A 14,799-nucleotide genomic window follows, 5' to 3' on the forward strand; every position below is an offset into this window, starting at 1 on the left:
AGAGTCAAACTATGATGCAATAATAATTCGGACGCCTCGAAGTAATCACTCCGGTCGGTATATTCGCCAATCTGCGCTCGGGCGCCGCCTTCAACAAGAACCTTCACGGTGTTGTCGGGCAGCTTTAACAGCTGCAATACGGTCGCTAGCGTACCAACATTGTAGATCTGGTCAGGATTTGGATCATCGTCAGCAGCATTCACCTGTGTTGCCAGGAGAATGTGCTTGTCAGTCGTCATGACCTCTTCCAGCGCCTTGATGGACTTCTCGCGGCCGACGAATAACGGCACAATCATATGCGGAAAGACAACAATGTCGCGCAGGGGCAGAACGGGATAGACAGCAGTGCTGTCTGGATCGGTGGCGCGGATTTCTGCGTCGCTCATTTTTTTTCCTTTCTCAGCGTGTCCTGGCCCCAATCGGGAAAAGGCAGCCAGAACACTGGAAAACGGCTTTCGGGGTGACATCCCGAGAGGCCTAACCGCAGCACCCCTGCTGGGCGCGCCAACGGTTCGCACGAGCCGTTCTTTCGGTCTATTAGGTGGACACCTGACCTGCCGGTGTCAAGGTAAGCATTCGTTGCAAACGGGTCTTGTCTGTTGACGACTCACACCTGTGGTGGAAAACGCACACCGAACCGGCAAAAACGTGCCCAAAAACAAAATGCCGCTCAATTTGAGCGGCATTGTTATTTGCGTACCAGAAACTTGTCAGTCTCAGGCGCTGGTCGCGGAGGTCTCTTCCCGATCTTCGTAAATGTAAAGCGGACGCGCCTCACCTTTCACGACTTCGGGGGAGATCACAACTTCCTTCACACCTTTGAGACCCGGCAGCTCGTACATGGTATCGAGCAGGATCGATTCCAGGATGGACCTCAGGCCACGGGCACCGGTTTTGCGTTCGATCGCCTTGCGGGCAATTGCCTTCAGGGCTTCGTCATGAAACGCAAGTTCCACCTGTTCCATTTCGAAGAGACGCTGATACTGCTTCACGAGCGCGTTTTTCGGCTCGGTCAGAATTGTTACCAGGGCATCCTCGTCCAGGTCTTCCAGGGTCGCGATCACCGGTAGACGGCCGACGAATTCCGGAATGAGGCCGAATTTCAGCAGGTCTTCCGGCTCCAGTTCGGCAAAAAGCTCGCCGATCCGGCGATCTTCAGGCGCATGCACCTGAGCCTGGAAACCAATGGAAGTCTGCGTTCCGCGATCGGAGATGATCTTGTCGAGACCGGCAAACGCACCACCACAGATGAACAGGATGTTGGTCGTGTCCACCTGCAGGAATTCCTGCTGCGGGTGCTTGCGGCCGCCTTGCGGCGGAACGGAAGCAACAGTGCCTTCCATGATTTTCAGCAATGCCTGCTGAACGCCCTCACCTGACACGTCACGCGTGATCGACGGATTGTCGGCCTTGCGGCTGATCTTGTCGACCTCATCGATATAGACGATGCCGCGCTGCGCGCGCTCGACATTGTAGTCGGCGGACTGAAGCAACTTCAGAATAATGTTCTCGACATCTTCCCCCACATAACCGGCTTCCGTCAGCGTGGTTGCGTCGGCCATGGTGAACGGAACGTCCAGGATACGGGCAAGGGTCTGCGCCAGAAGCGTCTTGCCGCAGCCGGTCGGCCCGACCAGGAGAATGTTGGACTTCGCCAATTCCACATCATTGTTCTTCGAAGCGTGGTTGAGGCGTTTGTAGTGATTGTGAACGGCGACCGACAGAACCTTTTTCGCGCTACCCTGTCCGATGACATAGTCATCCAGAACATCGCGAATTTCCTGAGGGGTCGGGATTCCGTCCCGAGACTTCACCAGCGAGGATTTGTTTTCCTCACGGATGATATCCATGCACAGCTCGACACATTCATCGCAAATGAAAACAGTCGGGCCGGCGATCAGCTTGCGAACTTCGTGCTGGCTCTTGCCGCAGAAGGAGCAGTAAAGCGTATTCTTGGAATCGCCGCCGCTGGCCTTGGTCATGTAGTCAACCTCGCGTTTATGGGGTGTTTCCCCTTATCTGGCCGGTTAAGGCCAAATTATGGCTAAACCGGTTCCGAAGTGACACTTGTGAAGCGCCACTTCTAAATATGATGTCACCATGCTTCGCCATTAAAAATCAATATAGGTTTAAGGCGAAGATGAAAACCCGGCATCAATTGGGGATTTTCCGGCCTTAATCGTGGAAATTCAATCCATGCTTAAGGCCGGGTTATCCCGATCAGCCTTCGCTCTCGCCACCCAGCGACGTACGATCGGTGATCACATTATCTACGATCCCGAATACCTTAGCCTTTTCAGCAGTCATGAAGTTGTCGCGCTCAAGCGCTTCTTCAACCTGATCGAGGCTCTGACCGGTGTGTTTCACGTAGATTTCATTGAGCCGACGCTTCATTGCCAGGATTTCCTGTGCATGAAGCATGATATCGGCAGCCTGACCGCGGAAACCACCGGACGGCTGGTGAACCATTACGCGCGCGTTTGGAAGGATGAATCGCATATCCTTTTCACCGGCAGCCAGCAGAAGCGAGCCCATCGATGCCGCCTGACCGATACACAGCGTGGAAACCGCCGGCCGGATAAACTGCATCGTGTCGTAAATCGCAAGTCCGGAAGTCACAAGACCGCCGGGTGAGTTGATGTAGATTGCGATTTCCTTGCTTGGGTTGTCCGCTTCCAGATAGAGCAGCTGTGCGCTCACAAGGGTTGCCATGTGATCCTCGACCGGACCGGTAAGGAAAATGATGCGCTCCTTCAGCAAGCGCGAGTAGATATCGAAGGCCCGCTCGCCCCGGTTTGTCTGCTCGACAACCATCGGCACGAGAGTGTTCATGTAGATATCGACAGGATCCTTCATACCTCATCCATATGCTTGAGATGATGTCCGGAGACGCCCGGACACAAAATAGACCCTTGAAGCGCATCCATCAGGGCCTGACTCGAAAAAAGCGACATCCCGTATATATGAGATGTCGCCCTATTCGCAAAGTCATGACAGATGCGACGTGAAGGCAAAGTTAAAGTCACGTCGCATCCGCGATGTTTTTGAACGGCGCTTATGCGTCGTCCTCGTCTTCAGCGACCAGCTTTTCCAGCTCTTCCTTGGTTACCGTGTTGTCGGTGACCTTGGCCAGCTCAAGCATGAAATCGACGACTTTTTCTTCGTAGATCGGCGCACGAAGGCTTGCCAGAGCCTGCTGGTTGTTCTTGTAAAATTCGAACACCTGCTGCTCCTGGCCCGGGAACTGGCGAACGCGGTCATAAAGCGCACGTTGCAGCTCTTCGTCGGTTACCTGGATTTCGTTCTTCTCGCCGATTTCGGAAAGAACCAGACCGAGGCGAACACGGCGCTCGGCAATTTTGCGGTATTCCGTCTTCGCCTCTTCTTCCGTGGTATCTTCGTCTTCGAAGGTCTTCTCGTTGCGTTTCATGTCTTCTTCGACCTGACGCCAGACAACGTCAAACTCGGAGTTGAGCAGCTTTTCCGGCAGTTCGAAGGAGTAGTGCTCGTCCAGCTTGTCCAGAAGCTGACGCTTGACCCGCTGACGGGTCATCGCACCGAACTGGCTCTCGATCTGGCCGCGGACGATTTCCTTCAACTTGTCGAGAGACTCAAGGCCGAGGCCCTTTGCGAACTCATCGTCGATGGTGGCTTCGCCAGGAGCTGCAACTTCCTTGACTTCAACGTCGAAAGTCGCGGCCTTGCCGGCCAGATGCTCAGCCGGATAGTCTTCCGGGAAGGAAACTTCAACAACCTTTTCGTCGCCGGCTTTGGCACCGATCAGTTGCTCTTCGAAGCCCGGGATGAACTGGCCTGAACCAAGCACAAGCTGCCCGTTCTCGTCAGCACCGCCTTCAAAGGGCTCGCCATCGATCTTTCCGAGGTAAGACATGGTGACACGATCGCCATCTTCAGCCGCACCGTCCTTTGTGTCGAACGGAGTGTTGTTCTTGGCAATGTCGGCAACCTGTGTGTCGACTTCTTCGTCCGCAATTTCAACGACCGGACGTTCGATCTCGATCCCGGCGAAATCAACGATTTCGAACTCGGGGAGAATGTCATAGGTCATCTTGAAGGAAAGATCGGCGTCGCCCGCCAGGATCTTTTCAGCTTCTTCATCCGGCAGATCGATTTCCGGCGTCAGAGCCGGGCGCTCGGAGCGCTCTTCAACGGCTTTCTGGGTGGTTTCCTGGATGGTGTTCGACAGGATCTCGGCCATGGCCTGACGGCCATACATCTTTTTCAGGTGCGCGACCGGCACTTTGCCCGGACGGAAGCCCTTGATGTTGGCCTTGGATTTCATGTCTGCCATGTAATCATCGAGCTTGGCAGCGAGATCGCCGGCCGGAATGTCGATTTTGAGCTCTCGCTTGAGGCCCTCGGCGAGGGTTTCTGTTACCTGCATGGGTTTTGTCATCCTCGATCCGCAGCGGCAATCCGCCCCGGAGGTTCTGTTTTTAAAATCCCGTGTGCCGCACCGCCCGCACTCCCCTTTTTTCAGGAGCGTTCAAACAGCAATGCATCGCCCTGGATAGACTCCGAGACGCACGATGGGAGCGCGATAAAGCTTGCACCTGAAAGTGTCAAGGGGAGACGGCGGATTTGAGGTGGTAAAGATACCAATAAACAGCCAAAAATCGTGCAGCCTGCCTTTGCCATCTCTTCCTGGAAAGTGACCTTGCCTTGCGCTCAATTCAACCTGTCGAACGGTTCTTGAAGGAAAACCGGGACTTGAGGTGGGGTTCCTGCGACGCTTGAACCGCCAACATTTCAGTACATCGTCTTCCCGTACTCTTTTTCCAAATCTTCATCGATTTTGCGCATCTCTGCTTCATCATCCGGTGCACCTGTAGTCTGATCCAGAATGATCTTTGACAGCGACGGCATCTCGTCTCGATCCTGAAAATGGTCCGGGTTCCAAAGGTGAGACCGCCGAAAGGCCTTGGCGCAGTGAATAAAGACCTCCGTTACTTTGACCACAATCGCGAGCCTGGGAACGCGATCCTTGACGCCCATGCTTTCAAGCAAGTCCGGGTCGGTCACAAGACTGGCCTCACCGTTCACACGCAGCGTGTCGTCAAATCCGGGCACAATGAACAGCAATCCGATCTTCGGATTAGCCACGATGTTTGTCAGGCTGTCGAGACGGTTGTTGCCAGGTCTATCCGGGATCGCCAGCGTGGCCTGATCAAGAATCTTGACGAAACCGGCTGGATCACCACGCGGGCTAACATCCGCACTCCCATTCAGATCCTGAGTACCGAGACAAACGAAAGGCGAACGCCTGATAAATTCCTGTGCGTGTTCATCTAGGAAATTCAGGCATTTCCTGGCGGCCAATGGATTTACGGCAGGAAACAGATTTCGAAGAGACTGCTCATCAGAAATAACGAATTCCGGGTTGATCTTGAATTCCGTCATTATGTTGCCTTCCGAAACTTTCTTCTCGAAATGGGTCTCTATTGCGTCTGCGGTTCGGTTTGATTGCTCGAACGTCGTGTCTCGGTTCATCTGAACGTCGACGTCCGTCGCCGGCGGGCGCTCGATCCGAGCCTGAACGCAACCGCAGGTGATCGCATACCATTCACCACTCGCTCATATTTGTCGAGTTGCAGTCGAATGATCTACACTGGTTCATAACTACGGCGCCCTCCCCCAAACATCTGAGCTCGCACATGCCCAAGGCCCAGGACGGAGCACAATGAAAACCATGAAATGAATCGCAGGTCTGAACGACAATAATCTCACTATCCGGAAAAGGGGATCGCCGTGTCTACGCTGCATGAAGTCATCATTGTCGGGAGCGGCCCTCTTGGGATCGCCGCCGCGCGCAGATTGGCGGAAAGAGGCGCAAGTGTTCTTGTGCTTGAACAGGGGTGCGCGATTTCCGATCCACCAGGATCGCATTATCGCAATTCGGATCAATTCATAGCGCAGCCTGACAGCTATCTTCCCGCGGCAACAAAGTATCTTGAATTTCTCGACGACAGCGTGCCGCGCGACGCTCTCCCGGGGGCAGCCGTTACACGAACCGTCGGCGGACAGGGGGTTATCTGGACAAATCTGTGTCCGCGCGGCGATGCGTTGTGGCCGATTATGAGCGATGAAGTGTGGTCGGATCATTATCAGCTGGCCGAGGAATATCTCGGTGTCCAGAGCGACAGACTCGATCGCTCGATCCGTCAACAGCGCATTGGTGCGGCTCTCGAGACCTTCGCCGAGCCGTCAGGCCGAGACGTCATGGCACTCCCTGTGGCCGGTCGGTACCGGGACGATGGCAGCCTGCGCTATACCGGCTCCCTCGACATTCTGAATGCGAGTGCTGCGGCCCGGAGGAATGTGGCGCTACGCCATGACCGGGTGGAGCGCATCGTAGCCGACGGCCACCAGGTCAAATGGCTGGAGACCTCATCCGGGCGCGTCGAAGCGGCAAGCTACGTGATTGCCGGCGGCGCTATTGCTACACCGCAATTGCTCTTCAGGTCAGGCCTGCGCCTTCAGGCACTGGGTCGCTATCTTTCCTACCATCCCCTTGCCGTGTGTCAGATCGTTGTGGCGCCCGAGTTCTGCTCCGCCGAGGGTCTGGCAGATATCGATCCGCGCATTCAGGTTCGCCCAAGTGAAAACGCCCCCTGGTACACATTGGTCCTGCACGACGTCTCGCCGTTCACCCCATCCGGTGACGATACCGAGATTGGCTCAAGCCGCCTGGTTGAGATCCAGTCGATATGTCCGGTCGACAACGAAGAGCACAAGCGGGCGATCTTCCACGAGGACGGGCGCGTGACCTTCGATGTTCCGTTGTCGGAGGCCGACCTTGGCAGAATGGCCGCGGCGGAAAAGGAGGCGCGTGTGCTTACCGATCTGATCGGGCGCGTCAGGGAAGGTTGTGAGTTGACATGGATGCCCTTCGGATTTGCGCATATGACGGGCACGACCCGCATGTCGAAGGTGAATGACGGCACCGGCGTTGCCGATTATCAGGGTCGTGTCTGGGGATTCGACAATCTGTACCTTGCTACCAATGGCTTGATCCCGACCAGAATGGCGGTCAATCCCACGCTGACGGGCGTCAACCTTGCCATTCACGTGGCCGACCAGATCTCTAACTGATGTGCTGCGGATAGACGGAATATCCATCGAAGGGTTAGGAATAACGATTGCCAAACAGACTTGAATCCAATTGATACCCACCGGCTGTCACGCACCTGCAACTACCGACGGGATCCTCCCCATAAAAGTGATCCGCAGCCAAGGTGGGAAAACGGGTGAGTTCCAGCCGGCCACGCACCAGCAATTGAATAGGACCTCTTAGGCGGCAACCCCAGCGCTGTCCCTCAACCATCTAAAGCGGTTTGCGTTTGATTTGAACCGATGGGATTCCCAAGGTGGCGTTTGTTTCATTCACTTCCGTTCAGGAGGTGTGTGATGGGCTAACCCTATTCTATGGATCTTCGCGAGCGCATCGTGGATTATGTTGCGGCAGGACATTCGCGTCGCGCAGCGGGCCGGGTCTTTGGCGTCGGCGCCTCAACGGCAGTGCGGATTGTGTGGGAACACCGGACGTGTGGGGATGTGTCTGCCAAACCGCAAGGTCGCCCTGCAGGTCAGTTTGGCAAGTTGGCGCCCCATATGGACTTCCTGAGCGAGATTGTCCGCGCCGAACCGGATATCACTCTGGCCGAGCTTGGCAACGCCTTGGGAGACACTTCAGGTCTAAGGGTTCAGCTTTCATCGATCCATCGCGCATTGGTTGATCCAAGACGCGATGAACAAATCCGCCTTCGAGACCTATTTGAAATCCAACTCGCTCCCGCCTTGTCTCCCGGAACGGTGGTCATTCTCGACAACCTGTCGACCCTCAAGAGCCAGCGCACGGCACAGACGCTCAAAAAGCGCGGTTGCTGGTTCCTGTTCCTGCCGCCCCATTCGCCGGACCTCAATCCCATCGAAATGGCCTTCGCCGAACTCAAGGCGCATCTCAGACGCTTCGGTGCACGGACATGCAACACGCTCATCGATGCCATCGCCGACATCTGCAGCCTCTTTGAACCACACGAGTCCCGAAACTTCCTTAGTGCCGCTGACTTAGTCTCACATTAAATGCAAAATGCTTTAGTCAGGCAGGCCTGCTTCGCGCAGATCACCGATGAACTTGTCCATGTCGCTCTTCTGAAGATATTCAAACGACAATCTGACCTTCGACAGTGTAACATCGGGGCGAATCTTATGGCCAAGCATGACCATGCGCCTGGCCTCTTCGATGCGTTGCTGCCGCACCAAAATGACCGCCAATACGTAATGGCCAAATGGGCCGACAGATTTCCCTTCCAGTGCTTTCCTCGCACACGCTTCTGCCTGGTCCATTTCCTCAAGGAAATAAAGACAAAAGGCTCTGGTCAACATTTTGACCTTGAAGTACGGCCCGGCCTGACCAAAGCGGGTTGCTGTCTCAATATGCGGTAGCGCAAGTTCCGCCTGACCGTTTGCCAGCAGCGCAAATCCAAGGACCAGATGGGCGTTCGCAGCGCTTGGGTTCAGACTGACGGCAAGTTCCGCCTCGGCGATCGCGGCATCGTGTTTGTTCAACAGGGAGTAGACACGGGCGAGACTGGCATGCGCAAAACTACTTTGCTCATCAATGGCCACCGCGCGTTCTGCATGATAGAGGGCTCGTTCTTTGGCTTTTTCCCTGTCCTCGACCTGGATGAAGAACAGTTTCCTCAATTCGACATTCGACATCGTTGCATGCGCAAGCGCGTAGTCCGGTGTCAAATCGATGGTTTTGGACAAGATATCCCTTGCCTTCTGGGTGTCGTCATCTGTGAACTTGAACAGATGCCACAGAGCTTTTTGAACCCTGTCCCACACATTGATCTCGCCACGTTTCAGGTGGGCTTGCTCACGAAGGTCAAACCTCAACTCCCAGTCTATGTGGCCAACGACGGCCGAAGCGATTTCTTCCTGCAACGAAAACACGTCTTCTGTTTTCCGATCCAGGCGATCGGCCCATAGATCATGCCCACTTGATGTGTCGACCAGATGAGCTGTAATTCGAACGCGCTGGTCGTCATAGCGCACGCTCCCCTCCACGAGGTAGTGAGCTCCGAGGCGTTGAGCAATTTCCTCGCCGGTCAAAGACGCATCTTTGAGAAGCTTTGCGGAATTCGGCGAAACCACTGCCAGCCAGTCCACCTTGGCCAGCTCGGTTACGAGTTCATGATTGATGCCGGCCAGGAAACTGTCATCGTTGCTCTGCCCACTGAGACATTCGAATGGCAGCACCGCAATCACCGGCTTTTGTGGCACGGGAAGTTGAGTGACCATTCGGTCGCGCAGACGCTCTTTCTCTGCCGGCGGCTCTGTCAGGGGAACGGTGACTTCAGTTTCAGTATGAGACCCGGATATCAACTCGGGACTTGCAGAAAAATGAAACACTGGACCGTGCCGGGGCCAATCGACATTGTTGAGTGTCATATAGTCCTTGAGATTGTGAGCGGCATACACAAAGGCGTGCCTTCGTGCACCGTCGCTGATCTTCTTGTTCGCGAAATTGAGGCCAACCGCGACGCGCGCCAACAGATATTGGCTTTCCATAAAGCTGAGACGATGAATTTCGTGCCTTTCAACCCAGCTCAGGGCCTCGCGCCGCAGCGTTCGGACAAACTCCATGATACCGAAGTCATCCTGCCAGAGCCCTGGCGTGTGGTGCGTTGGATTAAAGAGGCTGAGATCGTTGAGGATGGCATCCCATTGGGCCGGAACGCAGTTTTGTCGTCGCGCCAACAGATAGGCCAACTCGAAATACGCGTGATCATAGAACAAAAACTGCTTGTCCCGGTACAGCGCCAGATCGATCAGAAAATAATCTGGGTCACTGCTTCGGTGAGATCGCACAAGAACATTGTAACCGTGAAGATCTCCGTGCACCCGGCCTTCTGCAGCCCGAATTTTCAATCGCTTTGGCAGACTGTCTTCGCAAGAGAAGGCCAGCGGATTGGGATACCAATGTCCTTCAAATGAAAAGCAGCGCTCCTGCGGGTCGTGACCGCAATCTTCGGAAAGGAACTGGTGCAGCCGCCCAGCTTCGGGGTCAAGTCGATAACCGAGCCATTTGGAAAGCAATTTTTGAGGCGAATGCATTCCCGGTGCTATCTCGTAGTCCGCGTTCCAATCGTCAAACAGGCTTCGCGAAAGCCGCTGCAAAACGTTCAGAGCCAGTTCGAAACCGCAATCGTTCCAGGGAACAGAATATTCCAGGCCATGGGCAACGACGGTTGAAAGGATGGCGACTTTGCCTTCATGCTCCAGCGAATGGACAATGCGTGCAAGATGTTTGGAGCCGAAATCATGAACCGCCTCAAACGCTTCGCGATGTCGCTGGATTTCGGTCTTTTCTCGCCATTTTGGATCAGGCAGGGCGTCCAGTTTTAGAATGGCCTGACCGCTGAACGCATCACATGTAATATCGACAATATAGACGAGGGCACCCGACTTGCCCGCACTTAGCTGTTGGTGAAAGTAAATCTCACCTATGACCTTCCAGCGGTCAGTTATGAGTGGCAAAAGCTCCTCATATGCTTCCGGCCAAGAGAGCTCATTCGTGGCGGACATTATCAATTCTCTTCAAAATGCCAACGAGGCCTGCGTCAAATTGTACAGCGGACCCATTGCCCGCAATGATACACAAACTTGCGGATGAACCAAGCCAACGGCACCGAGCACGCCCGCGCTACGGGCGAACGCCACAGCTGGCATGCCGCGCGACGCGCTTCCTTGGATCGAATTTCTGTTCGGTTCAGGAATGAATGCTTGGGAAAAACCACGCTCCAGCAGGCCGAAATGCGGTAGCGCAAATCAGCGCTCTAGTAGCGCTTAGCGCGATAGCGCAAGAATAATTGGTGCGGATGGAGGGACTTGAACCCCCACGCCTTGCGGCACCAGAACCTAAATCTGGCGTGTCTACCAATTTCACCACATCCGCAACGCTGGAGCTTTGGGCGCTCCGCGTTTGAAGCGGGGCTTCTATAGCACCAGAGTTTTTTACGTCAAAGGAAAAAGGTTTGCGCAGCCTCATACATGCCCCTGTTTGTCCACAAGAGCTGCAATAACACGCTTCAAGGCCGGACTGAGGTCTTCTGCAATCAACCCTGGACCAGCGAACTTGCCCGCTTCACCGTGCAACCAGACTGCCTGGCAAGCTGCCTCAAATCCCGGCACATGCTGCGCTAACAAACCAACTGCGATTCCGGCCAGAACATCGCCGGACCCGGCCGTTGCCAACCAGCGTGGTGCGTTTGTGTTGATTGCCGCACGACCGTCAGGTGAAGCTATCACCGTGTCGGCACCTTTCAGGATAACAGTCGCGCAGGATCTTTCCGCTGCCCTGCGCGCGCGATCGAGTTTGCTGCCTTCCAGATCTGGAAACAGGCGACCGAATTCCCCCTCATGCGGCGTAAGGAGAACTGGCGCTTTACCTTTCTTGATCAGTTCGAAAATACCGTCCGGCTCCTCTGCAATGCAGGTCAATGCATCCGCATCCAGAACCGCTGCGCGGCTATGGTCCAACACTGTGCTGATCGCTTCATAAGTTCGCGTACCGAGCCCATAGCCTGGACCGATCAGAACCGCATTGAGCCTTTGGTCGGCAAGAATATCTGAAATCGCCTCGACACCTGCGACTTTTTTCAGCATGACGGCGGTCAGATGACAGGCGTTGACCATCATCGCATCCGGAGGTGAGCCCAATGTGACCAAGCCCGCCCCTGCCCTCAGCGCCGCTTCTGCTGAAAGCCGCGCAGCCCCTGTTGCTGACATTGGCCCGCCCAAAACCAGTGCATGTCCTCTATTGTATTTGTGCCCCTCGGCCGTAGGCACGGCGCGCTCGCCCAGCCAAAGATCTGGATCGTTCTTGAAAGTCTTCGGCGCGATTGGATCGAGCACGTCCGACTTGATCCCGATGTCGGCTACCGTGATGTCGCCGCAAAGGTGTCTGCCGGGATAAAGAAGATGACCCGGCTTCTCCCTGAAAAATGTAACCGTCGCCCGCGATGAAATCGCCTCTCCCAGTATCTCGCCATTCGCTCCACTCAATCCGGAAGGCAAATCAACGGCAACGACAGATACGCCGGAGTGGTTTATCACCTGCACGAGCGTAAGCGCTCCACCCGCCAATGGCCGGTCGAGTCCGGCGCCGAAGAGAGCATCAATGACCAGATCTGCTGATGTTAGAACTTCCGGTAAATCGCCTGCGACCTGATCGCCTTCACACGCAAAACTGTACTCGACATCCATGCGTTCAAATGCGATCAGCGCATCGCCTTTCAGCGATTTCGGATCCTTCAAGAGCCGGACGTCGACCGAATGCCCCGCAGCTTTCAGACATCGGGCTGCGATAAAGCCGTCACCGCCATTATTGCCAGGCCCACACAAAATTAGAATGTTCGCACAATCGGACACCAGATCGGCAGCGACCCGCGCCACAGCCTGACCGGCCCGCTCCATCAGATCAATCCCCGGCACTCCGCCATCTATGGTCAGCCGGTCCGCACGTCCCATTTCTTGTGGTGTCAGCAGGACAGCATCTGAAAAACCGGGATCAAATGTCATTTTTAGCAGCACTCCAGAATTGCGGCGTTTACAGTGCACTGCACCCTTAAATTTGTCGAGCGCTCCGGCTGTGACAGCAAACGGATCACATTTTGCGCTTATTTTTTAGGCAAACTGCACACAAAATATGCACTTAGCCAATCATGTGAAACGCATCAAGGACAACGCCCAAGCCTTTCTGCCGCTTTTTGCGGCGGATTCCCCCGCATTGCAAAAAAATGCCTGAACCGATAAATGTTGGCACACATCATGCAAATGGGACTGCAACGGTCCCCGCCGGGTGATATTTCACGTGCCCGGTCCTTCCGACATTCAAGAGCCAGCCGAAAAGTCCGGCCTGTAATTGTGGAGAGAGAAACAAGGTGATGAAAAAGATCGAAGCGATCATCAAGCCCTTCAAACTGGATGAGGTGAAGGAAGCTCTGCAGGAAGTCGGTCTCCAGGGCATCACCGTGACGGAAGCCAAAGGCTTCGGTCGCCAGAAAGGCCATACCGAGCTTTACCGTGGTGCAGAATATGTCGTCGATTTTCTTCCGAAAGTGAAAGTGGAAATCGTTCTCGGGGACGACATGGTCGAAAAGGCCGTGGACGCGATCCGCTCCGCTGCGCAAACCGGTCGCATTGGCGACGGCAAGATCTTTGTCTCAAATATCGAAGAAGCCGTTCGCATCAGAACCGGTGAATCCGGTATCGACGCGATCTGATCCGCCTCATTCCGGCAATCGCCGGCATCAAGAATTCCAGCCCGATGAACCAGAGCAAACCAAGATCCTCTGAAGGGCTGGAACAAAACCCAACCGTTCAAACGAAAAACTAAAGGGATGGACATTATGACCACCGCTGCTGACGTCCTGAAGGAAATTCAGGAAAAGGACGTTAAATTCGTGGACCTGCGCTTTACCGACCCGAAAGGTAAAATGCAGCACGTCACCATGGACGTAGCACTCGTCGACGAAGACATGTTCGCTGAAGGCGTCGCATTTGACGGCTCCTCCATCGCGGGCTGGAAAGCCATCAACGAGTCCGACATGATGCTGATCCTGGATCCGGAATCCGCTCACATGGACCCGTTCTTCGCTCAGTCCACGATGGCTGTCTTCTGTGACGTCGTCGACCCGGTTACCGGTGAAGGGTACAACCGTGACCCACGCATGACAGCCAAGAAGGCTGAAGCCTACGTCAAGTCCGGCGGGTTCGGTGACACGGTCTATGTCGGTCCGGAAGCAGAGTTCTTCATGTTCGACGATGTGCGTTTCAACGCCGACCCGTACAACACCGGCTTCATCCTCGACAGCTCCGAACTGCCGTCCAACATGGGTTCCGAATACGAAACCGGTAACCTCGGCCACCGTCCGCGCACCAAGGGCGGTTACTTCCCGGTCCCGCCGGTCGACAGCGCACAGGACATTCGCTCCGAGATGCTGTCTGTCATGGGTGAAATGGGTGTACCGACTGAAAAGCACCACCACGAAGTGGCTGCTGCCCAGCACGAACTTGGCATGAAATTCGACCACCTGACCCGTTGTGCCGATAACATGCAGGTCTACAAGTACGTCGTTCACCAGGTTGCTCATGCCTACGGCAAGACATCGACCTTCATGCCGAAGCCTGTCTTCGGCGATAACGGCACCGGCATGCACTGCCACCTGTCCATCTGGAACAATGGTGATCCGACCTTCGCCGGCAACCAGTATGCTGACCTTTCCGAAAGCTGCCTCTACTTCATCGGCGGCATTCTGAAGCATGCAAAGGCCCTGAACGCGTTCACCAACCCGTCCACCAACTCCTACAAGCGTCTGGTCCCGGGTTACGAAGCTCCGGTTCTGCTGGCGTATTCCTCGCGTAACCGGTCCGCGTCTTGCCGCATTCCGTTCACCGCTTCCCCGAAGGCGAAACGCGTTGAAGTTCGCTTCCCGGATCCGACCGCGAACCCGTATCTCTGCTTCTCTGCCCTGCTGATGGCTGGCCTTGACGGTATCAAGAACAAGATCCATCCGGGCGACGCAATGGACAAGAACCTCTACGATCTGCCGCCGGAAGAACTGGCTGAGATCCCGACGGTTTGTGGCTCTCTGCGCGAAGCTCTGGAAGCAGTTGACGCTGACCGTGAGTTCCTGAAAGCCGGTGGCGTATTCGACGACGACCAGATCGACGCTTACATCGAACTGAAGATGGAAGAAGTCGAGCGTT

At 55.1% G+C, this 14,799-nt stretch carries 11 protein-coding genes and 1 tRNA gene; 4 read left to right on the forward strand and 8 right to left on the reverse strand.

Annotated features, from left to right (window positions below; translation table 11 throughout):
* The 5 genes from K5905_RS11340 to K5905_RS11360 all read right to left on the reverse strand — a co-directional run.
* The coding region (locus K5905_RS11340; RefSeq protein WP_297583730.1) for an LON peptidase substrate-binding domain-containing protein at nt 1-386 on the reverse strand (386 nt) is incomplete at its 3' end.
* A 330-nt stretch (nt 387-716) separates the two neighbouring features.
* On the reverse strand, nt 717-1,982 hold the full coding sequence (gene clpX / locus K5905_RS11345) for an ATP-dependent Clp protease ATP-binding subunit ClpX (protein ID WP_297583732.1): 1,266 nt from the start codon (nt 1,980-1,982) through the stop codon (nt 717-719).
* Nucleotides 1,983-2,220: 238 nt separating this feature from the next.
* Nucleotides 2,221-2,856: an ATP-dependent Clp protease proteolytic subunit gene (locus K5905_RS11350; protein ID WP_297583735.1), complete on the reverse strand. Its 636-nt coding sequence runs from the start codon at nt 2,854-2,856 to the stop codon at nt 2,221-2,223.
* Between the two features lie 199 nt (nt 2,857-3,055).
* Nucleotides 3,056-4,405, reverse strand: a complete 1,350-nt coding sequence (tig, locus tag K5905_RS11355) for a trigger factor (protein ID WP_297583751.1) — start codon at nt 4,403-4,405, stop codon at nt 3,056-3,058.
* A gap of 365 nt (nt 4,406-4,770) precedes the next feature.
* Nucleotides 4,771-5,421: a pyridoxamine 5'-phosphate oxidase family protein gene (locus K5905_RS11360; RefSeq protein WP_297583754.1), complete on the reverse strand. Its 651-nt coding sequence runs from the start codon at nt 5,419-5,421 to the stop codon at nt 4,771-4,773.
* 348 nt (nt 5,422-5,769) lie between these two features.
* Here K5905_RS11360 and K5905_RS11365 point away from each other — a divergent pair, with 348 nt between their 5' ends.
* Together K5905_RS11365 and K5905_RS11370 are read left to right on the forward strand one after the other, a co-directional pair.
* Nucleotides 5,770-7,113 (forward strand): FAD-dependent oxidoreductase, encoded by a 1,344-nt coding sequence (locus K5905_RS11365; protein WP_297583738.1) that lies wholly within the window; start codon nt 5,770-5,772, stop codon nt 7,111-7,113.
* 333 nt (nt 7,114-7,446) lie between these two features.
* Nucleotides 7,447-8,103, forward strand: a complete 657-nt coding sequence (locus K5905_RS11370) for a transposase (RefSeq protein WP_297583740.1) — start codon at nt 7,447-7,449, stop codon at nt 8,101-8,103.
* 12 nt (nt 8,104-8,115) lie between these two features.
* Here the strand turns inward: K5905_RS11370 and K5905_RS11375 are convergent, their stop codons facing one another.
* The 3 genes from K5905_RS11375 to K5905_RS11385 form a co-directional block, all read right to left on the reverse strand.
* The gene (locus K5905_RS11375) at nt 8,116-10,614 is read right to left on the reverse strand and encodes a hypothetical protein (RefSeq protein ID WP_297583742.1); all 2,499 of its coding nucleotides are present in this window, start codon (nt 10,612-10,614) and stop codon (nt 8,116-8,118) included.
* Between the two features lie 285 nt (nt 10,615-10,899).
* Nucleotides 10,900-10,984, reverse strand: a tRNA-Leu gene (locus tag K5905_RS11380).
* An 89-nt stretch (nt 10,985-11,073) separates the two neighbouring features.
* Nucleotides 11,074-12,609, reverse strand: coding sequence for an NAD(P)H-hydrate dehydratase (locus K5905_RS11385; protein WP_297583745.1), 1,536 nt, complete (start codon nt 12,607-12,609; stop codon nt 11,074-11,076).
* A 365-nt stretch (nt 12,610-12,974) separates the two neighbouring features.
* On the opposite strand from K5905_RS11385, the gene K5905_RS11390 reads away from it, so the two are divergent.
* Both K5905_RS11390 and glnA read left to right on the forward strand, forming a co-directional pair.
* A complete protein-coding gene (locus tag K5905_RS11390) occupies nt 12,975-13,313 on the forward strand; it encodes a P-II family nitrogen regulator (protein ID WP_006934743.1) in 339 nt (112 codons plus the stop codon).
* A gap of 126 nt (nt 13,314-13,439) precedes the next feature.
* Nucleotides 13,440-14,799: type I glutamate--ammonia ligase (gene glnA, locus K5905_RS11395; protein WP_297583748.1), on the forward strand; the 1,360-nt coding region annotated here is incomplete at its 3' end.

This window comes from Roseibium sp., assembly GCF_025698965.1.
GTDB lineage: Bacteria > Pseudomonadota > Alphaproteobacteria > Rhizobiales > Stappiaceae > Roseibium.